Origin of the sequence: Psychrobacter urativorans (genome assembly GCF_904846695.1) — a bacterium.
GTDB classification, from domain to species: domain Bacteria; phylum Pseudomonadota; class Gammaproteobacteria; order Pseudomonadales; family Moraxellaceae; genus Psychrobacter; species Psychrobacter urativorans.
In genome coordinates, this window is the sequence record NZ_CAJHBR010000008.1 from 15,347 (window position 1) to 36,945 (window position 21,599).

Genomic DNA, 21,599 nt, shown 5'->3' on the forward strand with positions numbered 1-21,599 from the left:
CCAGCAGTATAAAAGGATAAAATATGACTAGCCTTGCCACAACAGAAACTCTAATTCAAAAAGGCGGTGGCCTACAAGTAGTAGTTGGTTTAGGGCAGTCAGGGCTCTCGACAGCACGTTATCTAGCCGAACAAGGCTATCGAGTGGCAGTAACTGACAACCAAAGTGCACCAAAACTGGCCGATCAATTGCCCGCAGCAGTCGAAATACGTCAGTTTGGAGAGATCGATGCTGAATTACTGCTACAGGCAGCACGTATCATCATTAGCCCTGGTATTTCACTAGCTACGGCTGCGGTTGCTGCTGCTCGTCAAGCTAATATTCCTGTTGTCAGCGATATACAGCTTTTTTGCGAAGCTTGTAATGTACCTATAGTAGCTATTACTGGCTCTAATGCTAAGAGCACAGTAACTACTTTAGTAGGACAAATGGCTGCTGATGCTGGTGTTGATGTTGGAGTGGGTGGCAATATCGGTGTACCAGCACTGACCCTATTAGCCAATGCTAATATGCAGTTAGCAGTACTTGAGTTGTCCAGCTTCCAGTTGGAGACAGTGACTAATCTAGGCGCACAAGTAGCCACTGTGCTTAACATGTCGCCTGACCATCTGGATCGCCATGGTGATATGCTCGGCTATCATCAAGCTAAGCACCGTATCTTTCAAGGCGCAAAGTCAGTAGTGATTAATCGTGAGGATGCATTAACTCGTCCTTTAGTGGCGGACAATTTACCACGTATAAGTACGGGTATTCATGCGCCTGACCAAAACCACTTTGGACTTATTACTGAGCCTGATGGACAGATTTATTTGGCACGCGGCACTGAACTGCTGTTATCAGCAGATAAGCTGCGGATCAAAGGTCGGCATAATTTGCTTAATGCGCAAGCGGCGCTAGCGCTCGGTGAGCTGGCAGGTCTACCCTTAGAGAGTATGCTTAACACTCTGCAGCAGTTCACTGGCCTTGAGCATCGTTGTCAGTACTTAGCAACCGTAGCAGGTATTGACTATTTCAATGATTCTAAAGGTACAAATATAGGTTCAACAATAGCTGCTATCGAAGGCTTAGGTGCAGTATATGCGCCCAAAGATGGCAAGTTACTTTTGATATTAGGCGGTCAAGGCAAGGCGCAGCAGTTTGGTGATTTGAGTCATCACATCAATAAATATGTTAGTCAAGTTTTATGCATCGGTGAAGATAGTGCTCGGATCGAACAGGAGTTGCGCGCCGCCAAGCTCAGTGACGAGGTTAGATTGCATCAGTGTCAAACTTTGGACAACGCTTTTATTATTATCCAGCAGCTGACTGAGAGTAGTCTATCGCAAGTACAAGCCGTATTATTATCTCCTGCCTGCGCCAGCTTTGATCAGTTTAGTGGCTATGCAGCACGCGGTGAGTATTTTGCAAAGCTGGTCAAGCAGCTTGCCTGCAACAACTGATACTACTAAGGCATAGTGGTATATGAGTAGCTAGTAGCATTGTATTAGCATAAACCATTGTTTTGCCAAGCTATTACTGCTACTGTGCTTTAAAGACGGTGTTATCCCCAGAGCTATGCTGTAGCAAAGATCGTTGGCTCTCAAAAACGGCTTTTAGCAGCAAGCAGGTTGTTTATCGTTAAACGGTGGCGTCTTTTTCTTATATAGGCTAGGCGCCGTGTTCTTCGTTCGTTCGTTAGTGTGTTTAAATATTATGGCGCTCTCCTTTCTTAATAAATTTTCTAAATCTCAAGCAACCACTGGCTCAGATGGTGTCCTTTCGCTGCCGTCAGTACGTTCTATACTGCTATCTAGCGTTGGCTGTATTATGGTGTTGAGCCTACTCATGGTAGCGTCTGCTTCGATACCTTTTGCGCTAAGCCGTGGTATGACTGAGTTACATTTCTTTGATCGTCAGCTGCTATATATGGGTATAGGCGTGTTCTCAGCGGTGTTGACCTATTATCTAGTGCCGCTAAAGACCTTATATCAGATAGGAACTCAATTTATCTTGTTGGGCATAACGGCCTTGCTATTAGTAGCCACCTTATTCGGTACGCCTATTAATGGCTCTAAACGTTGGCTTAATTTAGTGTTTATCAACTTTCAGGTTGCTGAGCTTGCTAAGTTAGTGGTTATTGTTTTTGTCTCTGATTTTGTGGTTCGACGTTCTTTTGAAGTGCGCAACGGTTGGGATGGGTTTTTGCGTATATCCTTAGTCATAGGCATGTTAACTTTGCTATTACTGTTGCAACCTGATTTTGGCTCATTGGTAGTTATAGTGGGCACTGTGTTTGCGATTTTTTATATCGCTGGTGCACCTTATAAGCAGTTCTTAGCACTAGGTGCGGTAGTTGGAGCTCTTGGCGTCTTGGCCGTAACCTTAGTGCAGTATCGACTCACGCGCGCTCTATCGTTTTTAGACCCTTTTGACGATATTCAAGATACTGATTATCAGTTGGCACGTAGCCTTATCGCTTTTGGTCGTGGTCAGTTCACTGGCGTAGGTTATGGTGAGAGCGTACAGAAGCTATCTCATTTGCCTGAAGCTCATACGGATTTCTTGTTAGCGATTACTGGTGAGGAGTTAGGCTTCGTTGGGGTGACTATGGTGCTGTTACTCGAAGCGCTGATCATTGGTAGCGCTATGCGTATCAGTTATAACGCCCTTAAACGTCGGCAGATGCGTATGAGCTATACCGCTTTTGGTATTGGGGTTATTTTTATTGCTCAGACCATTATTAATGCGGCGATGAACATGGGTGCGATGCCAACTAAAGGTCTGACTATGCCATTCTTCAGTTACGGCGGCTCTTCCATGTTGATCAGCTTAGTGATGATAGCGTTATTATTAAAGATTTATAAAGAAAGCCCGGAGATAGAAAAAAGCCAGTGCCGTTATTTCTAATTTCAGCACTACTTTTTTCCCTTTTAATTTTCTATCTATAACGCTATAAAGAAAAACCAGATACTTATCAAAAAACGTCGCTACTGTTAATAGCGGCGTTTTTTTTCAGCACACTTTTAGTCTTCGACTACAGCCAATTGCTGTTGGCCTTGTAGCGGCGCATTATCCCATTGGGTAACGGCTTGCGCTAACATACGTGCAGGGGTATCTCTATCCACAGCGGGTTGCTGCAGTAAGCGTAAGGCAGTGGCTAGTAACTCACTAGGCTGGCTAGTATCTATAGGCTGTGCCAAATTCTGCTTAGAAAGCTTTTGACCTTCAGCGTTGAATATCAATGGCAAATGATACCAGTGATCAATAGCTGGCAACTTAGCTGCCTGCATGATAGCTATCTGCGCTGTAGTCATCGGTAAGATATCGAGGCCACGCATCACATGAGTCACTTGCTGCAAGCCATCATCAATACTAGCCGCTAAGATATAGTTAATCAGACCGTCTTGTCGACGCACCACCATGTCGCCTAAGGTTCGCTGGGGATTAGCCCATTGTAGCCCTTGAATATGATCCATAAAACCCATGTCATAATCGGGTAGTTGTATACGCAGCTTATGCTGATGCTCATCAAGATCAGCAGTGATACAACAGCGAGGGTAGCGCTGCCGATCAGGCTGATGAAGGCTCATAGAACTATCGATTGAGTATTTATCATTAAGTGGAGTAGCTGTTGATTGCTGCTGTGCCCAAAAATTTTCTAGGCTTTTACGCGAGCACTGACAGCCATAAGTTAGCGGACGCAGGTTCGATGCTAGATAATCGTTATAGATGTCAGTACGCTCAGACTGATAGATAACATCGCCATCCCAGTGCAAACTTAAAGCCTCTAAATCTAATAGTATCTGCTCACTAAACTGGGCATCACAACGCTCAGTATCAGTATTTTCCATACGTAAGAGCCAGTCCCCACCCAAAGACTTGATATGGCAAAAGCTAGCTAGCGCTGTAGTCAAAGAGCCAAGGTGCAACTCACCCGTAGGCGAGGGTGCAAAGCGACCAATAGGACGCGGCAGCGCTTGAGTAGTCGTAGCTGGAAGTGCAGTGCTAGCAGTATAAGCACTAGTAATATAATTATTAGCAATCAAAATAAGCAACTGTCAGAAGTAGCAGAATGAGCCAGCTAGGATAAGTAAAATAAAGCTAAAAAGATATTCCTTAAATACAGCTGTTTTGTGACTGATCTGCTAACAGCGCTGAAAACAGCCTATAGAAATATCGGCTGCTATAACGCAAAAAGCGACCTAAGATAAGGTCGCTTTTTTAACAGTTAGTTTAAGAGGTTACCTAGCTAATACTAAGGGTCTAGGTGTGACCTTGGTTTTGACGCTCTTTCATCTCAGATAAAGTCTTGCAATCGATACACTGAGTCGCTGTTGGGCGAGCTTCTAAACGACGCAAGCCAATTTCTACGCCACAAGTTTCACAAAAGCCATAGTCATCGTTTTCAATCTCTGACATAGACTTATCGATTTTGCGGATAAGTTTACGTTCACGATCGCGAGTACGAAGGGCTAAAGCGAACTCTTCTTCTTGCGTAGCGCGATCATTGATATCCGGCATAGAGCTGGACTCATCTTGAATATAAGTTTTAGTGCGGTCCGCCTCACCTATTAACTGACCTTTCCAGTCTAGCAAGATGGCTTTAAAATGCTCTAATTGTGCCTCAGACATATACTCTTCGTCTTTGGCTGGCACATAAGGGCTAAATTTTACATCACTCGGATTTGTGGTTAGGGTGCTCATATGGGTATCCTATTTTTTCAAATTAATCCAACAAAACGCTTTCTCAAAAGACAAAATATTACCACTGTTATAGAAAGCTAAACGCTGTCTTCCTGCAAAACGTTTTACCACTGGGTAACGCAATCAATACAGCTTGTCTGGCTATTTATTCACCCTTAAGTTCTTTGTCATTATAGGGAGGATAGCCGTATTTTTATTCCTATATCAGCTATCATAGCCGATATTTAGTTACATCCATAGTATTATACGAACAATATTGGCGCTCAAGTATCCAACCTTTCGACCCAGCTTGCAACCTGCCCATTGTTGGCTAATTGCAACCAACGATAACCAGGACGAGCATTGTCATCATAAGTAAAGCTCTCTTCAAAGGGTTTATACTGATAACAAGTTGATGGCGTAGTGTAGACCGTAACCCCATTATGATGTTGGATTTGTTCTTGGTGGGTGTGACCGTTAATAATCACTCGTAAATGTTCAAAGTTTGCCATGCGTTGCCAAAACGTATCAGTATTTTTTACGATATGTCTATCTATCCAGTCTGACTGCATGGGTATAACGTGATGATGCAAAGCCAATAATGTTGGTTTATGGCAATGGGTTAATTGTTCGCATAGCCAATCAATATCGTCGCTACTAATTTCACCAGCGATTTCGCCAGGAATAGCCGAGTTTATTAATAGTAATTGCCAGTAAGCAGTATTGATGACTTGGCGACTTAGCAGACGTGAATCAGCAGGTTGAGCGACTAAATATCGCTGATCAAAAGGCAGCTCTTCTCCTACTTCATCGGTCACATCGTGGTTGCCTGCGATACAAGCAAAAGGGATGCCGGTAGCATTCAACACCTGATAGATATAGTCATAGATAGCGGGTTCGACTTTATTTACTAAGTCGCCAGTGACTAAAATTAAGTCACAGTCACTTCGTTGATTAAGGGCTTGCTTTATAACCGATTCAAAGCCGTACTGACAGCTCGGTGTAGAGGCTGGGTTATCATTAGCAGTCGGATGAGTTGATATATGCAAATCAGTAATTTGCAAAATACTTAAATGCTTGCTCGGTGTTCTGATGGGGTAGACAAGGTTAGTCGGAATAAGATCAACTCCTCATTAAGCCGAAATAATGCTGGTATCAGCGAGTCAAAAATTAATATTCAGCAGTTCATGCACTCGTCAGTAAGCGCTGATTATACCAATAAACGACAGCTGATGAATCTATTTTTCAGGTCATCAGTCAATGCCCAAGATTCCTAAAAGACCAGTTGTATAGGCTTATATCTTCTATACAGGTCGCATTTATAGCATGGATTCTGTAACAAACTCAATATCATTTAGCAAAAAACTAAAATAATGTTCAACAAAATACTTTGGTTATTAAATTTTTAGTTCCTGGTAGTAATACAAGCTTTGACGATGACTCAGCTGTAGTGCTGCTCTATTAATACTCTAGCACTAACTACCACTTGATGACCTTGCCGCTAGAACCTTAGAAACTATAAGAGCGGTAAAGAATATGATTGCCAGCACTAATACAATGGCCAGTCCAGTTTGAATATCAAATAAAATACTACCCCAAACTCCTAAAGTGACTCCCAGTTGTGCTACTACTAAAGCCAGTATTACCATTTGCTTAGGTGCTGCTGAATACAAGCGTGCGGTTAAGGCTGGCAAGACTAATAAACCGCTAATCAATAAGCTACCCACTGCTTGGAGTGCAATCGCACAAAACCCAGCCAATAGCCCCATAAAGAATAGGCGCTGGCGAGTAGGGTCGATTCCTTGAATACGTGCTAATGCTTCATGAGTCGCTAACTTGACTTGCGCCGGCCAAATATAAACTAGCAAGGCTAAGCCTAGCGCTACACTGACGCCAAGTAATGGTAAATCGGCCCAATCAAGATCTAATAAGTTACCGAATAAGAAGCCCAAAATATTGGCTTGTTGATCAGTCAGCTGCGTCAAAGTTAATAAGCCTAAACACAATAGCGTGACGGCTACTACTGCTAATACGGCATCGACTGGCAAGCGCTCATCATCGACCAATACTAGTCCTAACACCACTACAATGCTGACTAAAGCTACGCCTATACCCATTGGTAACTGCCACCAAACCGCTAGAGCGACGCCCAGTAACGTTCCGTGCGCTAGAGCATCGGCAAAAAAAGCCATGCGTCGCCATAATACCAAACAGCCAAGCGGTGCTGAGAGCAACCCTAAAATACTACCGGCAATCCAAGCCGGAGCAATGATAGCTAACCAAGCAGTCATAACTAATATCGTCCATTAAATTTTATTAAAAGCCAAAAGCCAAATGTTACTAACAATTAACCTTAGCTAAAAGTAGCTAGGCAGCTGTTTATCTACCTCGACATTGCGCTTGGCGCATGATGCTCACAGGCATGAGGCTGATGGACATACGGCTGCTCATAGTGATGACCAAACAGCTTTTGAAATTCAGCCGTGACCGCCAGCTCGCTAGGTTGACCTTCGCAGCAAATATGCTTGTTAAGGCATATCACTCGGCGACTGCCTTTCATCACCCAATGTAGATCATGAGAGACTACTAGCATGGCACAGCGTAAAAAATCTGGTAACTCATCGATAAACTGATACAGCCAAAGCTCAGTATCGGGATCAAGGCCTTGCATAGGCTCATCCAAAATCAGTAAGTTAGGCTTATCTAATAAAGCTCTAGCAAGCAGCACTCGCTGAGTCTCGCCACCAGATAGATGCAGCATTTGCCGTAGTAATAGGTGATTTAGGGATAAGTTGTCAAAAATAAACTGCCGCTGCTCAGCATTTAGACGGCGCTGATCTGCTTGCGCTAATAAATCTTTTACTCGTAATGGCAAAATAGGCGGTACGGCAAAACGCTGTGGCACATACCCTAATTGTAGCGGTTGATGAGTGACGATTTGGCCTTTGCTAGGCTTGAGTAGACCTAAAATAAGCTTAACTAGCGTGGACTTGCCAGCCCCATTAGGGCCGATGAGGCTAAGAGTCTCATTGACAGCGATATCGATATTAATATGGGATACCAAACGCTGTGGGCCAATCTCGTAGCTGACATTTTCTAGGCTGAGTAGCTTAGGGCTAGCTTCGAGCTTTTGGTCACTTATACTAGCGTCAAGCGCTCGAGCAGAATTAATGGCAAGATGCTGAGGGGCAATAGACTGTTTCATGGTATGACTGCTAACGGTTAATGAATAGTGATTAACGAATAATGATGAGTTACTACAATTTAACAGTAACTTACCAAGTTCAAGCTTAAAAAGCAGCTAATGTTCCTGATAAGGTTATTGGCAAGCTTGGCAATGCCCGCTCAATTCAATAACACTACGGGCAACCTTAAAGCCCACATCTTGCTCTGCAAAAATCATCATTTCTTGGATAGGCAGGCTGCTACATTCCTGCACCCGTTGACACTGCTCACAGATAAGAAAAGCGGCAGTATGTTGCGCCCGTGGATGACAGCAAGGCACATAAGCGTTGATCGAGGTCAGTTGATGAATTAAGCCTTCGCTCAATAAAAACTCTAAACTGCGATAAACCGTTGGTGGTGCTACGTTTTTTGGCGTTTGCTTGTCTGAGCTACCATCTGTGCTATCAGCAGCGGTGTCTGAGAAGCGCATTTGCTGCAGCTGGGTGATCAAATCGTAAGCACCAACCGGCTGATTGGCGGTTAAGACTAGCTGATATATCTGCTGACGCAATAGGGTGAAACGTACGCCACGCTTACGGCAGTCCTCTTTTGCGCTGGCTAAGCGTTGAGCAACATCTTCTGCTGTGGATTGCTGTACATCATGCAGATGGTCGGTATCGACACATCTAGTAGCGCAAGAAGTCATAGTATAATTAGAAATAGTAGGGGACACCTTACAGACCTCCAAAATAATAGTGCATATTCAATTGTTATAGTATAACATAATGATAGATAAAATTATGCGCTCATAGCATTATAATTTTTCTTATCATTTATCAAAAAATGTTTATAAAAAAGCATTTTACAAAATAGTTATAGGACAAAACCCCACATGTCTGACAATCAACAAATTTTTGCTAATATCCTAAATAAGCAACGAGTGACACGGCTGTTGAGCAACCTCTCATCGCTAGTGCTAAGGCTCAAGTTTTGGCCAGCAAAAGCATTATCAATGTCAGCAGTTTTAATAGCTATGCTGTTAAGCTCAGTAATAGTGAGCAATGCACAGGCGGCAACGGTCAGTGTTAGTAACTATCCACTTTTTCTGTTAAGTGAAGCTGTGACAGCAGGCGCGCCGTCAGCTAAGCAACTGCTACATGCAGGCGAGGTGGGGCATCATGGTAGCATCAGCCCTGGTGATATTAAAGCCATTCAAGACAGCAAATTTGTAGTTTGGTTTGGTGCTCCTTTAGAGAATAACTTGGCAGCTAGTTTAGAAAAAGCGCCCAATGCTATTTCCTTATTTGCTTTCAAGGCTTTTACTAGACATCCACTACGTGAAGTACAAGGTAAGCCTATTACTAATACTCTAGATCCGCATATTTGGCTCGATCCAGAAAATGCTAAAGCTATTACTCGTGCACTAGCTGTGATTCACAGTCATGCCAATCCGCAGTACAAGTCGCTCTATCAAGCCAATGCAAAAAAATTCGCTCAGCGTATGGATCAAGCAGTAGCAAGCCAAAATAAGGTTTTAAAGCAGCAACCTTACTGGGCTTATCACGACGCTTATCAGTATATAGAGCAAGCGGCAAAGCTAAAGCTTATTGGTAGCTTGAGTGTGGATGAACATTTAGCCCCCAAAGCTAGCCAGTTACGTTGGCTAAATGAACAGCGCCCTGCCAAGTCAATGTGCTTAGTGACTCAAGGTAAAGTGGCGAAAGGCTTGTTGGCTAAGCTGCAACCAGTGACTAGTACTGTACAGCTGGAGGATATGAGTGCGAGTAAAGATTTTGTACAAGGATGGCAAGATATGGCGCAGCAAATACGCAGTTGTATAAACTGATAGGGTAGGGAGGCAAAGCTAAACACTTGATAGCAGCCATTATTCTGCTTGCTTCAATACAGCTTAGCCCTTATCATGACTGGGATTTTATTTAGATGAATAAGGGAATATCGCACTGATATTTTACACTTTAGGATAGCTAATGACCCAACCTGCCAAACGCAGCCAAAAACAACAAGTAAGAGTTTATCTTAAGCGACAGACTTGGGCGTTACTGCTAGTAATCGTTGCGGCTTGGCTGATAGATAACAGTTGGTTCAATGGCGAATTAGTAGTAGCAAAAAGTGCCGCTATCGGTGGCTTGTTGAGCTTTGTGACCCAAATGGTATTTGCTGTCTTTATGTTTAGTCATAGCGGGTACCAGGCGCGTAACCGCATTGTTAGCCAATTTTTTAGAGGGCAGGCGCTAAAATGGCTGCTAACAGTGTTTGGTTTTGCTTTTATTTTTATCACTATAAAACCACTATCTGCGCCAGCCTTGTTGCTTGGATTTATCGTTATGAAAATAAGTCATGTGCTAATGTTGGGTCGTATTAGATAATGCTATAAACTAACAGCAGCCGTAATACACCTAATTTTTATTAAAAACAACATTTAAAAATAAAATCTTACAATTTAATTATCGACGTAAAGCCATGCTAGCAAAGCTGTTAGCCATTAAGTTAGTCATATAGTGGATAAAAAACGAATAATTGCCTTTACACGAATACAACGCTGCATTAATATACACAACTAATTGTTTTGCTCAACCGTACTTAATTGAGCGACAGTCTCGCCGAATGGATACAGGCAGACGAACATATAATATATTTATATGTGAATACTAAGGGCTAGTAGTTATTACTCATAAGCCCTTTTTTTATAGCTACGTTTTATGAAAAGCTAATGAAAACAAGCATTTGCATGCAGAGTACAAGTTAAAATAGGGTGGCTGTTATTGATTATTGGGATGCTAAAGTAGGGTTTGTTTATGGGCTATATCAGCGCAGTAAATATTCGTACTTAAGTCTCATCAGATGACAATCATATTTTTGGTAGTTGAGTAAATCGTTGATTAATAAGAAGCTTATATTATGGCAGGCGAGCAAACAACAACAGAATATATCTCTCACCACTTAACGAACTGGACGTACGGCTATCTGCCGGGCGAAGGTTGGAAAGTTGCCTACACTGCTGAAGAAGCAAGTGCAATGGGCTTTAAAGCTATCCACCTTGATTCTATGCTTTGGTCAATTGGTTTAGGTATTGTTTTCTGCGCTATCTTTTGGATGGTTGCTAGAAAAGTCACTTCAGGTGTGCCGGGTAAACTACAAGCCGCTGTTGAGATGATCGTTGAGTTCGTTGATAACAACGTTCGCGACTCTTATAGTGGTACCTCAAAGCTAGTAGCGCCTTTGGCGTTAACTATCTTTGTGTGGATTTTCTTAATGAACTTGATGGATTTACTACCCGTTGATTTTATTCCTATGATTGCTGGACAAATCGGCGCCATGATGGGACATGATCCGCATCATGTGTTCTTTAAGATTGTACCAACCACTGATCCTAATATCACCCTTGGTATGTCCTTTTCAGTCTTTATATTGATTCTATTTTATAGTATCAAAGAAAAAGGTTTAGGCGGCTTTATTGGCGAGCTAACGCTGCATCCGTTTAGCGCTAAAAACCCTATCATACAAATTATTTTAATACCCATCAACTTTATCTTAGAGTTTGTTACTCTAATAGCTAAGCCTATTTCTTTAGGTTTACGACTATTCGGTAACATGTATGCTGGTGAGTTGATTTTCATACTGATTGCCCTAATGCCATTTTGGATTCAGTGGGCGTTGTCAGTACCGTGGGCTATTTTCCACATCTTAATTATTACCCTCCAAGCGTTCGTATTTATGATGCTGACTATAGTTTATATGTCACTTGCATCATCAACTGAACATTAATTAGACATTCAATAGGTAAATGAGGATACATCCATGGATCCAGTATTAGGTGGTTACACAGTTATCGCAGTAGCACTACTTATCGGTTTAGGTGCACTAGGTACAGGCATTGGCTTTGCAATCTTAGGTGGCAAATTCCTAGAAGGCGTTGCACGTCAACCAGAGCTTGGTTCACAATTGCAAACTCGTATGTTCATCGTGGCAGGTCTACTTGATGCTATCCCGATGATCGGTGTTGGTATTGCTATGCTATTGTTGTTCGCGAACCCTCTAGCAGGTTAATCAGAAAGCTCAGTTGTAAATGTTTGATTTTCAAGGTTTTTCTAAAAGATTGTTACCAATAAATTTAGTCAAATTTTGACTATCAAACATGGTCAATGAAACTGATTTTTCATTAACAAAGAGGTGATCACGTGAATATCAATTCTACCCTCATCGGTCAAGCCATTGCTTTTGCAATCTTTGTGATGTTCTGCATGAAGTTCGTGTGGCCACCACTTATCGGTGCTATCAATGACCGTCAGCGCAAAATCGCTGAAGGCTTAGATGCCGCAGAAAAAGCAAAAGCAGATTTGGCCACCGCGGAGCAAGATGTACAGCAGGAGCTTAATCTGGCTAAGACTAAAGCTGCTGCCTTAATTGAGCAAGCGAACAAGAGTGCTAATCAACTCATTGAAGATGCCAAGTCGCAAGCACAAGTAGAAGGCGAGCGTATTCGTCAACAAGCACAAGCGGCAATCGATCAGGAAATCAATCAAGCGCGTGAATCATTACGTGCCCAAGTTGCAGAACTTGCAGTCCTTGGTGCTGAGAAGATTTTGCAAGATAGAGTCGATGTGCAAAAACATGCCAGCATGTTAAATCAGCTGGCGGCGAAGCTGTAATTGTGAGGATATAATGGCTGACTTATCAACCTTAGCACGACCCTACGCGAAAGCCGCGTTTGACTATGCCAATGAGAACGGGATAGTAAACGAGTGGGAAGATTTTTTATTCGTTGCCAGTACGATTGTCAATGATAAATCTTTTCACACCTTGCTAGACAATCCAGCTGTTTCTGCTGAGCATAAGTCAGCCGCTCTGACTGATCTTTATGATACGCAAGTAGCTAGTGCTAGTGATTCTGCCTTTAAGCAACTATTGGGTGCTACCCATGGTCGCAGTGAGCAGATTCATAACAGTAGTGTCAGCTATCCAAAAGTATCAACTGCGCTTAATAACTTTGTAAACCAGCTAGCAGAGCAAGAACGTTTGGCCCTGCTACCTGAAGTTTATAAGCATTATCGTCGTCATAAAGCGATAAGTCTGAAGCAGCTTGATGCTTACGTGACTACCGCCTATCCATTGACTGACGAGCAGCGTGAGATGTTACAAACACGTCTTGCTGCCTCGCTTAATGCCAGTGTAGTGATTCACGAAACAGTTGATTCTAGTCTTTTAGCAGGCGCTACTATAAAAGTCGGTGACAAAGTCATCGATGATTCAATGCGCGGTAAGTTAAAACAGTTAAAAACACAGCTAACGGCCTAATACTACTGATAGATAATACCCTACTGAATGAGTAGGGTGTGCTAGTGAGAGTGTTTGAGTCAGTGGGCGGTATCATAAATTAAAGGAAACCAGGCAATGCAACAATTGAATCCAGCGGAAATCAGTAGTCTGATCAAGCAGCGTATTCAAGACCTTGATGCGGGTGCAACTGCAAAGAATGAAGGCACGATTGTCAAAGTATCTGACGGTATCGTGCAGATTCATGGTCTTGAAGACGCTATGTACGGCGAAATGATTGAATTTGAAGGCGAAATCTATGGAATGGCGCTGAACTTAGAGCGTGATTCTGTTGGTGCAGTAGTATTGGGCGACTTCTTAAAATTACAAGAAGGCCAAAAAGCATATTGTACTGGTCGTATTCTTGAAGTACCCGTAGGTCCTGAGCTATTAGGCCGTGTTGTTGATGCTTTAGGTAATCCTATTGATGGCAAAGGTCCTATCAATGCCAAAATGACTGACAAAGTCGAAAAGATTGCTCCAGGCGTTATTGATCGTCAGTCAGTAGATCAACCTGTAATGACGGGTTATAAAGCCGTTGATACTATGATCCCAATCGGTCGTGGTCAGCGTGAGCTTATCATTGGTGACCGCCAAACCGGTAAAACGGCAATGGCTATCGATGCGATCATTGCGCAAAAATCATCTGGCATTAAGTGTGTGTATGTGGCCATTGGTCAAAAACGCTCTACTATCGCCAACGTGGTACGCAAACTTGAGCAAACTGGTGCCCTTGAATATACTACAGTAGTAGTTGCTTCAGCATCAGAGCCAGCAGCACTGCAGTACATTGCACCGTACTCAGGTTGTACGATGGGTGAATACTTCCGTGACCGTGGCGAAGATGCATTGATTGTTTTTGATGATTTATCAAAACAGGCAGTTGCTTATCGTCAGATATCGCTGTTGTTACGTCGTCCGCCAGGTCGTGAAGCTTATCCTGGTGATGTATTCTATCTCCATTCACGTCTATTAGAGCGTGCATCACGCGTAAACGCGGCGTATGTAGAAAAGTTCACTAATGGTGAAGTTGTTGGTAAAACTGGTTCTTTAACCGCCTTACCGATTATTGAAACCCAAGCTGGTGACGTTTCAGCATTCGTACCGACTAACGTAATTTCAATTACTGATGGTCAGATCTTCTTAGAATCAAGCCTATTTAACTCAGGTATCCGTCCAGCAGTGAACGCTGGTATTTCGGTATCGCGAGTTGGTGGTGCGGCGCAAACTAAGATTATCAAAAAGCTCTCTGGTGGTATTCGTACTGCCCTAGCTCAGTATCGTGAATTGGCAGCATTTGCTCAGTTCGCCTCTGACCTTGATGATGCGACTCGTGAACAGTTGGATCATGGTGAACGTGTGACTGAACTGATGAAACAAAAACAGTATCAGCCAATGTCTATCGCTGAGCAAGCTGCGGTTATCTATGCCTCAAACGAAGGCTTCTTAGCAGACGTTCCAGTCGAGAAGATTGGTTCTTTTGAAGAAAGCTACTTGCGTTATATGCATGATGAGCAATGTGAGCTGATGAAAGAGATCGATGACACTGCAAATTATAATGATGATATTGCAGGTCGTTTAAAGTCGTCACTTGAGACTTTTAAACAAAACCACAGTTATTAATTTAACGGGTTAAGTTGGTTAAAGGCGCTGTGATAGAGGCCTAATATCGAAGTTATTAGTAGCTCTGAATAATATCAATAGGATATTGTTAAGACTTTACTTTAACAGCAGTCGCAGATATTAGTGCCGCTATCAGCCGCCATTACTGACACGTGATTGCATAATGCCACAAGACAATACTTTTTCTATTACTACCTTGTAGCATGTGCCAATGCTTTTTTAACCCTCTTATATTGGAATCATTATGGCAAGCTTAAAAGAGATACGTGCCAAAGTCACCAGTATTAAAAGCACCCAAAAAATTACTCGTGCCATGCAAATGGTGGCTGCGAGTAAGATGCGCCGTGCCCAAGAACGCATGAGCGTGGGTCGCCCGTATGCTGATAGTATGCGCCGGGTTATTTCACATTTGGTGCATGCCTCATCAGACTACAAACATCCGTATATGGTAACGCGCCCAGTTAATAAAGTGGGCTATATCGTTATCACCTCTGATCGAGGTTTAGCGGGTGGTTTAAATATCAATTTATTTAAAGCGCTATCAAAAAGCATTCAGCAATACCAGCAACAATCGGTAGCCGCTGAGTACGCTGTTATCGGTGCTAAAGGCGTCAGTTTTTTTAAAAGCTTCGGTGGCAAAGTCACCTCTGCTGTTACTGATTATGGTGATAAGCCAACCTTTGAGCAGATAAATGCGCCAGTGCAAGCGATGCTTGATGACTATAATCATGGCAAGATAGATCGTATCTACTTAGTATATAACCAGTTTATCAATGCGATGACTCAGAAACCGACTGTCAATCAGTTAGTACCTCTACCAGAAGGTGCCTTTAGTGATGACGAAAGTGGCATGCAGACTGAGTTGAGCTGGGATTATATCTACGAGCCTGACATCAAGACCTTGATTGACGATCTGCTAGGACGTTATATCGAATCTATCGTCTACCAAGCGGTTATGGAAAACATTGCCTCTGAGCAGTCTTCCCGTATGGTTGCTATGAAAGCAGCAACGGATAATGCTGGTGACTTAATTAACGATTTACAGTTGGTTTATAACAAGCTGCGTCAAGCGGCGATTACTCGAGAAATCTCGGAAATCGTTGGCGGTGCTGCTGCTGTTTCATAATTACTGTTTGTCTATAATTGTTTTTATGAAGCCCCCATATATAGAAGTTAAAGGAGAACGCAATGAGTAGCGGTCGTATTGTACAGATTATTGGCGCGGTTCTTGACGTTGAGTTCAACCGTAACGAAGTTCCACAGATTTATGATGCCTTGCAAGTTGACGGCACCGAGACCACTTTAGAAGTACAGCAACAGTTAGGTGATGGTATTGTACGTACTATCGCTATGGGCTCAACTGAAGGCCTAAAACGTAACTTACCAGTTACTAACACTGGCGCTCCTATTTCTGTCCCTGTTGGTATCGGTACTTTAGGTCGTATCATGGATGTCCTAGGTCGTCCTATCGATGAAGAAGGTCCAGTAATAGCTGATGAGCGCTGGTCAATTCACCGTGAAGCACCAAGCTATGCTGAACAGTCAAATAGTACTGAGCTGTTAGAGACTGGTATTAAAGTTATCGATCTACTTTGCCCGTTCGCTAAAGGTGGTAAAGTTGGTCTGTTCGGTGGTGCTGGGGTTGGTAAAACCGTCAACATGATGGAATTGATCAACAACATCGCTCTTAAGCACGAAGGCCTATCAGTATTTGCTGGTGTTGGCGAACGTACTCGTGAAGGTAATGATTTCTATCACGAAATGCAAGATGCGGGCGTTGTGAATACCGAAGACTTTAGCAAATCTAAAGTAGCGATGGTATATGGTCAGATGAATGAGCCACCGGGTAACCGTTTACGTGTTGCCTTATCTGGTTTGACGATGGCTGAATACTTCCGTGATACTAAAGATCCTGCCACTGGCAAAGGTCGTGACGTACTACTGTTCGTTGATAATATCTATCGTTATACCTTAGCCGGTACTGAAGTATCAGCACTACTAGGTCGTATGCCATCAGCTGTTGGTTATCAGCCAACTCTAGCTGAAGAGATGGGTATGCTGCAAGAGCGTATTACTTCAACGCAGTCAGGTTCAATCACTTCAGTACAAGCGGTTTATGTACCAGCAGATGACTTGACCGATCCATCACCTGCTACTACTTTTGCTCACTTAGACGCCACTGTAGTATTGAGCCGTGATATTGCCTCACAAGGTATCTATCCTGCGGTTGATCCACTAGATTCAACGTCACGTCAGCTTGATCCACAAGTGATCGGCGAAGAGCATTATAATGTTGCTCGCGGCGTGCAAGAAGTGTTGCAGAGCTATAAAGAACTAAAAGACATCATCGCTATTCTAGGGATGGATGAGCTGTCTGAAGAAGATAAACTAACCGTTTATCGTGCTCGTAAGATTCAGCGTTTCTTATCACAGCCTTTCCACGTTGCTGAAATCTTCACTGGTGCACCTGGTAAATATGTGCCACTACGCGATACTATTGCTAGCTTTAAAGCAATTATCGCTGGTGAATATGATGATTTACCAGAGCAAGCCTTCTATATGGCTGGTGGTATTGATGAAGTCGTTGCAAAAGCAGAAAAAATGAAATCTACTGCAGCCTAAGCAGATCAATTGCTGAGCTAGTGAGTGCATAAGCTTTAACCAGTTTATCCACTCATACGCCGTATGAATTTAATAGTTATTTCTATAATAGCTTTACTGCTTTTAGTATTCTATAAAAATAACTGCTGTTGGAAACTACTGCTTTTACAATAAGGAATTAAGTATGGCAACGTTACAATGTCGTGTAGTAAGTGCCCGTGAAGAGTTGTATTCAGGGGAGATTAGTATGCTAATCGCAACCGGTAGCGAAGGCGAGATTGGGGTGTTGCCAGGCCATACGCCACTAATTACTTTGCTAAAACCGGGTGCAATGCGCTTACAAAAAGCTAATGGCGAAGAAGAAGTTATTTACGTTTCAGGTGGGGTTTTAGAAGTACAGCCAAAGATGGTTACTATCCTAGCTGATACTGCTATGCGTGCTCATAATCTGGACGAGAGCAAAATCGTTGAAGCTCGTAGAAAAGCTGAGCAAATGCTAGTTAATCAGTCTGATACTCTGCAAACTAACGCAGCATTAGCCTCACTAGCAGAATCAGTGGCTCAGCTACAGACTATACGTAAGTATCAGAATCGAAGCTAAGACAATCAGTAAGCGTTAGATTATTACTGCTAATAACAATATCTTATAAACGACAGTCCATAGTGGGCTGTTTTTTTATGGCTTATTACCCTATATATACATCCTTTGCAAAGTATTAATAAATAATAGTTATTTATCCCAAAAGACACTAGCGATATCAGTGATATTTAGTTATATTACGGTACTACTAACTTTATCAACAGTAGACTTAAAGCGACTTACTAGCAGGCCAGCTTAAGCTAAATGCATTCAGCAGGGCAGAACTGTGCATAAGCAATAGTTATAATAGTGGACACTTATGATTTTCGGACGTTAACTAAAGTTTTAGCCCATATTGTTTATAGGTTTTGTTAATGACAATGAGCTATAGTATAGATGGTAGTAGATTTGCTAGTATAGTAAGCAAGCCCACAAAACTGAAAAACTCAAATAAACATAAATAGATGACTATAATACTTATAAATTATGCCACTTCACGGTGCTATTAATTTCTAATTTTATTACTTTTAACTCAGATGTACTAGAGGATATAGCAATGACAGCAACTGATGACGACAATACCCCTCGAATTTTGATTGTCGAGGACGATGAGCGTCTTGCCATGTTAACCCAAGATTACTTGGTAAAAAATGGCCTAGAAGTAGCGATCGAAACAGATGGTAATCGCGCGATTCGTCGTATCGTTAGCGAGCAGCCAGATTTAGTAGTACTTGATGTCATGTTACCAGGTAGCGATGGCTTGACAGTTTGCCGTGAAGTACGTCCACACTATCAGAACCCTATCTTGATGTTGACAGCCCGCACCGAAGATATGGATCAAGTATTAGGGTTAGAGATGGGCGCTGATGACTATGTCGCTAAGCCTGCTCAACCACGCGTATTGTTAGCGCGTATTCGTGCTTTATTACGTCGTTCTGAAAACGCCCCTTCTGAAGATGTGCCACAACGCTTAGAGTTTGGCGAGCTGGTCATTGATAATGGTGGTCGTTCAGTTATGCTTGGTGAAGAGTTAGTTGATTTTACTAGCGCCGAATATGACTTATTATGGTTGTTGGCTTCTAATGCTGGTCGTATCTTATCGCGTGAAGATATCTTTGAGCGTCTACGTGGTATCGAGTATGACGGACAAGATCGTTCAATTGATGTACGTATCTCACGTATTCGTCCAAAGATTGGTGATGATCCTGAGAATCCAAAGCGTATCAAAACGGTACGTAGCAAAGGCTATCTCTTCGTCAAAGAAGGCAACTAAGTCTGCATTTAGACTTATTGTAGATTGAGCATAGTCAGTTATTTAGAAAAACCAGCATAATGCTGGTTTTTCTTGGTATAAATTTTAACTTTTTGACCTTATGCATAGCGTTCTATGGTTTAATTAGCTGCTATAGTCAGTGCAATAAGTTACTTTTAGCTAGCAGTTCTTGCTCAGCCCCTATTATTCAGTCATCATTCAACGGTTTGGTCACGGCACGTATGTCATTAGTCTCCTCGTTAAAACACAGTATCTTCGTACGCATTTATGGTGGACTATTAATAGTTTGTCTATGCGTAGCCTTATTTGCGCAGTTATTGATGGATACTATCAATAAAGAGCGGGTGCAATCCTACCGTGAAAACATGGCGACTGGGGCGTTTTACTTAGTAAGTGAAGGCATTGGTCATCAGGATAGTGAGGCCCAGCGTGAGTACTGGTTATCTGATGCTAGCAGTCTGTTCGGCTCTACGTTTAAGATACTGCCGATCAAAGAGGTTGGTTTCAGCTCTAGTGAATTGCGCCGTTTTGACAACGGTGAAACAGTGGTTCGCTATGTTACGCAGCCTACTTATGCTGATGTTTACCATCGATTGCCAGATGGCAAAAGCGTATTGACAGTGCGAATCTCACAAGTTACTGAGCAGCAAGTGCGTGCTATGGCGGTATTTCTTTTGGACGACTTGTCCTACTATTCGACGCTATCAGCGAAAAGCAGTCGTCTAGCGCAACTATCAGAAAAATTTGCTTTCCCATTAAAATTAAAAGGTATTAATAGCTTAAGTCTAGACAGTGACCAAATGGCACGATTACGCCGTGATGAAGTAGTGATATTGTTTCAAGATACTAGCTCCAACCAAGGTGGCTCTTCGATAAAAATAATTGTGCCTTCTGAAATCAACGATATGGTGATAGTGATGGGGCCAGTACCCTTATTTAACTGGTTTCCACTAAATCTAATCATCAGTATGGTACTGATTAGCATGTTCTTAATCAGTTTAGGCGTCTACGCCCTTATCTTCCCACTCGAGCGTAAGCTACAATTAATCCAAGTCGGGGTTAATGAGGTCAGCGAGGGCAATCTTGATATTCAAGTACAAGTTATCGGTCAAGACGAAATCGCTCGTTTGTCAGCGACTTTTAATGCTATGACATCGCATATCAAGCGTTTGATTGAATCACAGCGTGAGTTAACTCGGGCGGTGTCTCATGAGCTGCGTACGCCAGTCGCTCGTATTCGTTTTGCGGTTGATATGCTGGCTGATACAGAGGATGAGGAATCACGTTTTAAGCAGCGCGATTTCATAGATGAAGATATTGAATCGCTGAACGGTTTGATTGATGAGATGTTGACTTATGCCAAGCTAGAAGAAGGCTCACCTAAGCTAGATCTAGAAGCGGTAAATCTTAAAGAGCTAATCGAGCAGGTGGTCCGTGAGACTAATGCGTTAGGTAAAGATATCAAAATCGTCGGTAATCCGCCTAATGCTAAAGTGACAGCCATTGCTGATCGTCGCTATCTACATCGAGTCATTCAAAATCTAGCTGGTAATGCATTACGCTATGCAGAGAGTACTATCATTATCAGTGCTGGGGTAAAAAAAGGCGATGCTTTCGTTATCGTTGAAGATGATGGTCATGGCATAGCAGAGTCTGATCGTGAAAAGGTGTTCATTCCTTTTTCACGCTTAGATGACAGTCGAACCCGTGCTTCAGGTGGCTATGGTTTAGGCTTATCTATTGTATCGCGCATTGCTTTTTGGTTTAATGGTAGTATGTCTGTAGACGAAAGCCCGGAGCTGGGTGGCGCACGCTTTGCCATGACTTGGCCGATTAAACCTTTGACTCAAACTATCTCTGCTGATCAAATCACTCAAGAGCAAAGCAATCGTAGTTTTGATAGCTAATATTATATCCAAGGTATCGATGCAAATTTTCGATCCAAATAGTAGAGGCTAAAGAATAGCAGTTAGAGTAGCTCGCAGAGTTTTTATGTACTGTAAAAACAGCTATCAGTATTAGCAGCCTGTCATTCGCATAAATTTTTAGCTAAGCATAAGTCTGAATGTAAACATAGCTGGCTAGGCAGCAGTTGGTTATCAACAAACTTATTAATGAGTTGAAGATAGTGAAGGGGATGGGCCTTACTGTTTGAAATACAGGAGCACAAACAATGCGTTATCTATTTGGCGGTTTAGTATTAATAAACGCTATCACTTTAGCCTACTACTTATTTATACCGCAGCCGTCAGTTACTGACAGTCTAAAGTTGGTTGAAGCTGAGATAATACAGCCACTGGCTTTTACCAATAGCGCCACATATATCGCACCGCCTGTTGGTAAAGTAGAGTAGCCAGCAGT

The 21,599-nt window shown here is 42.5% G+C and carries 21 protein-coding genes; 15 read left to right on the forward strand and 6 right to left on the reverse strand.

Annotated elements, in window-relative coordinates:
* The first annotated feature begins 23 nt into the window (after positions 1-23).
* Both murD and ftsW read left to right on the forward strand, forming a co-directional pair.
* Positions 24-1,439 carry a UDP-N-acetylmuramoyl-L-alanine--D-glutamate ligase gene (gene murD / locus JMY09_RS07020; protein ID WP_201622890.1) on the forward strand — a complete coding sequence of 472 codons (1,416 nt, stop codon included), beginning with the start codon at positions 24-26 and terminating at the stop codon, positions 1,437-1,439.
* A 253-nt stretch (positions 1,440-1,692) separates the two neighbouring features.
* Complete coding sequence (gene ftsW, locus JMY09_RS07025) at positions 1,693-2,886, forward strand: putative lipid II flippase FtsW (protein WP_201622891.1); 1,194 nt, start codon at positions 1,693-1,695, stop codon at positions 2,884-2,886.
* 116 nt (positions 2,887-3,002) lie between these two features.
* Here ftsW and gluQRS read toward each other — a convergent pair whose 3' ends face one another.
* From gluQRS to JMY09_RS07055, 6 genes are all read right to left on the reverse strand, one after another.
* Positions 3,003-4,007: a tRNA glutamyl-Q(34) synthetase GluQRS gene (gene gluQRS / locus JMY09_RS07030; RefSeq protein WP_379606622.1), complete on the reverse strand. Its 1,005-nt coding sequence runs from the start codon at positions 4,005-4,007 to the stop codon at positions 3,003-3,005.
* 235 nt (positions 4,008-4,242) lie between these two features.
* On the reverse strand, positions 4,243-4,683 hold the full coding sequence (gene dksA, locus JMY09_RS07035; RefSeq protein ID WP_201622892.1) for an RNA polymerase-binding protein DksA: 441 nt from the start codon (positions 4,681-4,683) through the stop codon (positions 4,243-4,245).
* Positions 4,684-4,946: 263 nt separating this feature from the next.
* Complete coding sequence (locus JMY09_RS07040; RefSeq protein ID WP_227677214.1) at positions 4,947-5,726, reverse strand: metallophosphoesterase; 780 nt, start codon at positions 5,724-5,726, stop codon at positions 4,947-4,949.
* Positions 5,727-6,137: 411 nt separating this feature from the next.
* Complete coding sequence (locus tag JMY09_RS07045) at positions 6,138-6,953, reverse strand: metal ABC transporter permease (protein WP_201622893.1); 816 nt, start codon at positions 6,951-6,953, stop codon at positions 6,138-6,140.
* A gap of 92 nt (positions 6,954-7,045) precedes the next feature.
* Complete coding sequence (locus JMY09_RS07050; RefSeq protein ID WP_201622894.1) at positions 7,046-7,867, reverse strand: metal ABC transporter ATP-binding protein; 822 nt, start codon at positions 7,865-7,867, stop codon at positions 7,046-7,048.
* 114 nt (positions 7,868-7,981) lie between these two features.
* Entirely contained in the window at positions 7,982-8,533 is a 552-nt protein-coding gene (locus tag JMY09_RS07055) for a Fur family transcriptional regulator (RefSeq protein WP_201622969.1), read from the reverse strand.
* Positions 8,534-8,719: 186 nt separating this feature from the next.
* Between JMY09_RS07055 and JMY09_RS07060 the strand changes: the two genes are divergently transcribed.
* From JMY09_RS07060 to JMY09_RS07120, 13 genes are all read left to right on the forward strand, one after another.
* On the forward strand, positions 8,720-9,673 hold the full coding sequence (locus tag JMY09_RS07060; protein WP_227677216.1) for a metal ABC transporter solute-binding protein, Zn/Mn family: 954 nt from the start codon (positions 8,720-8,722) through the stop codon (positions 9,671-9,673).
* Between the two features lie 142 nt (positions 9,674-9,815).
* The gene (locus tag JMY09_RS07065) at positions 9,816-10,214 is read left to right on the forward strand and encodes an ATP synthase subunit I (protein ID WP_201622895.1); all 399 of its coding nucleotides are present in this window, start codon (positions 9,816-9,818) and stop codon (positions 10,212-10,214) included.
* 532 nt (positions 10,215-10,746) lie between these two features.
* Positions 10,747-11,613 carry a F0F1 ATP synthase subunit A gene (gene atpB / locus JMY09_RS07070; RefSeq protein ID WP_201622896.1) on the forward strand — a complete coding sequence of 289 codons (867 nt, stop codon included), beginning with the start codon at positions 10,747-10,749 and terminating at the stop codon, positions 11,611-11,613.
* Positions 11,614-11,646: 33 nt separating this feature from the next.
* A complete protein-coding gene (gene atpE / locus JMY09_RS07075) occupies positions 11,647-11,895 on the forward strand; it encodes a F0F1 ATP synthase subunit C (protein ID WP_010197960.1) in 249 nt (82 codons plus the stop codon).
* Positions 11,896-12,026: 131 nt separating this feature from the next.
* Positions 12,027-12,497, forward strand: coding sequence for a F0F1 ATP synthase subunit B (locus JMY09_RS07080; RefSeq protein WP_201622897.1), 471 nt, complete (start codon positions 12,027-12,029; stop codon positions 12,495-12,497).
* A 13-nt stretch (positions 12,498-12,510) separates the two neighbouring features.
* Entirely contained in the window at positions 12,511-13,143 is a 633-nt protein-coding gene (locus JMY09_RS07085) for a F0F1 ATP synthase subunit delta (protein WP_201622898.1), read from the forward strand.
* Positions 13,144-13,239: 96 nt separating this feature from the next.
* On the forward strand, positions 13,240-14,784 hold the full coding sequence (gene atpA / locus JMY09_RS07090) for a F0F1 ATP synthase subunit alpha (RefSeq protein WP_201622899.1): 1,545 nt from the start codon (positions 13,240-13,242) through the stop codon (positions 14,782-14,784).
* Positions 14,785-15,028: 244 nt separating this feature from the next.
* Complete coding sequence (gene atpG / locus JMY09_RS07095) at positions 15,029-15,910, forward strand: F0F1 ATP synthase subunit gamma (protein WP_201622900.1); 882 nt, start codon at positions 15,029-15,031, stop codon at positions 15,908-15,910.
* A gap of 62 nt (positions 15,911-15,972) precedes the next feature.
* Positions 15,973-17,406 carry a F0F1 ATP synthase subunit beta gene (atpD, locus tag JMY09_RS07100; RefSeq protein ID WP_201622901.1) on the forward strand — a complete coding sequence of 478 codons (1,434 nt, stop codon included), beginning with the start codon at positions 15,973-15,975 and terminating at the stop codon, positions 17,404-17,406.
* Between the two features lie 163 nt (positions 17,407-17,569).
* Positions 17,570-17,986: a F0F1 ATP synthase subunit epsilon gene (locus tag JMY09_RS07105; RefSeq protein ID WP_201622902.1), complete on the forward strand. Its 417-nt coding sequence runs from the start codon at positions 17,570-17,572 to the stop codon at positions 17,984-17,986.
* Positions 17,987-18,521: 535 nt separating this feature from the next.
* Positions 18,522-19,238, forward strand: coding sequence for a response regulator (locus JMY09_RS07110; protein WP_201622903.1), 717 nt, complete (start codon positions 18,522-18,524; stop codon positions 19,236-19,238).
* Positions 19,239-19,459: 221 nt separating this feature from the next.
* Positions 19,460-21,145, forward strand: a complete 1,686-nt coding sequence (locus tag JMY09_RS07115) for an ATP-binding protein (RefSeq protein WP_201622904.1) — start codon at positions 19,460-19,462, stop codon at positions 21,143-21,145.
* A gap of 266 nt (positions 21,146-21,411) precedes the next feature.
* A complete protein-coding gene (locus JMY09_RS07120; protein WP_201622905.1) occupies positions 21,412-21,591 on the forward strand; it encodes a hypothetical protein in 180 nt (59 codons plus the stop codon).
* Positions 21,592-21,599: the final 8 nt, after the last annotated feature.

Coding starts and splice junctions, on each gene's coding strand:
- JMY09_RS07065 (WP_201622895.1), top strand. CDS start 9,816: ATGACCCAACCTGCCAAACGCAGCCAAAAACAACAAGTAAGAGTTTAT.
- JMY09_RS07115 (WP_201622904.1), top strand. CDS start 19,460: ATGTCATTAGTCTCCTCGTTAAAACACAGTATCTTCGTACGCATTTAT.
- atpD (WP_201622901.1), top strand. CDS start 15,973: ATGAGTAGCGGTCGTATTGTACAGATTATTGGCGCGGTTCTTGACGTT.
- dksA (WP_201622892.1), bottom strand. CDS start 4,683: ATGAGCACCCTAACCACAAATCCGAGTGATGTAAAATTTAGCCCTTAT.
- ftsW (WP_201622891.1), top strand. CDS start 1,693: ATGGCGCTCTCCTTTCTTAATAAATTTTCTAAATCTCAAGCAACCACT.
- JMY09_RS07055 (WP_201622969.1), bottom strand. CDS start 8,533: ATGACTTCTTGCGCTACTAGATGTGTCGATACCGACCATCTGCATGAT.
- JMY09_RS07050 (WP_201622894.1), bottom strand. CDS start 7,867: ATGAAACAGTCTATTGCCCCTCAGCATCTTGCCATTAATTCTGCTCGA.
- JMY09_RS07110 (WP_201622903.1), top strand. CDS start 18,522: ATGACAGCAACTGATGACGACAATACCCCTCGAATTTTGATTGTCGAG.
- atpG (WP_201622900.1), top strand. CDS start 15,029: ATGGCAAGCTTAAAAGAGATACGTGCCAAAGTCACCAGTATTAAAAGC.
- JMY09_RS07060 (WP_227677216.1), top strand. CDS start 8,720: ATGTCTGACAATCAACAAATTTTTGCTAATATCCTAAATAAGCAACGA.
- JMY09_RS07085 (WP_201622898.1), top strand. CDS start 12,511: ATGGCTGACTTATCAACCTTAGCACGACCCTACGCGAAAGCCGCGTTT.
- atpE (WP_010197960.1), top strand. CDS start 11,647: ATGGATCCAGTATTAGGTGGTTACACAGTTATCGCAGTAGCACTACTT.
- JMY09_RS07120 (WP_201622905.1), top strand. CDS start 21,412: ATGCGTTATCTATTTGGCGGTTTAGTATTAATAAACGCTATCACTTTA.
- atpB (WP_201622896.1), top strand. CDS start 10,747: ATGGCAGGCGAGCAAACAACAACAGAATATATCTCTCACCACTTAACG.
- murD (WP_201622890.1), top strand. CDS start 24: ATGACTAGCCTTGCCACAACAGAAACTCTAATTCAAAAAGGCGGTGGC.
- JMY09_RS07045 (WP_201622893.1), bottom strand. CDS start 6,953: ATGACTGCTTGGTTAGCTATCATTGCTCCGGCTTGGATTGCCGGTAGT.
- JMY09_RS07105 (WP_201622902.1), top strand. CDS start 17,570: ATGGCAACGTTACAATGTCGTGTAGTAAGTGCCCGTGAAGAGTTGTAT.
- atpA (WP_201622899.1), top strand. CDS start 13,240: ATGCAACAATTGAATCCAGCGGAAATCAGTAGTCTGATCAAGCAGCGT.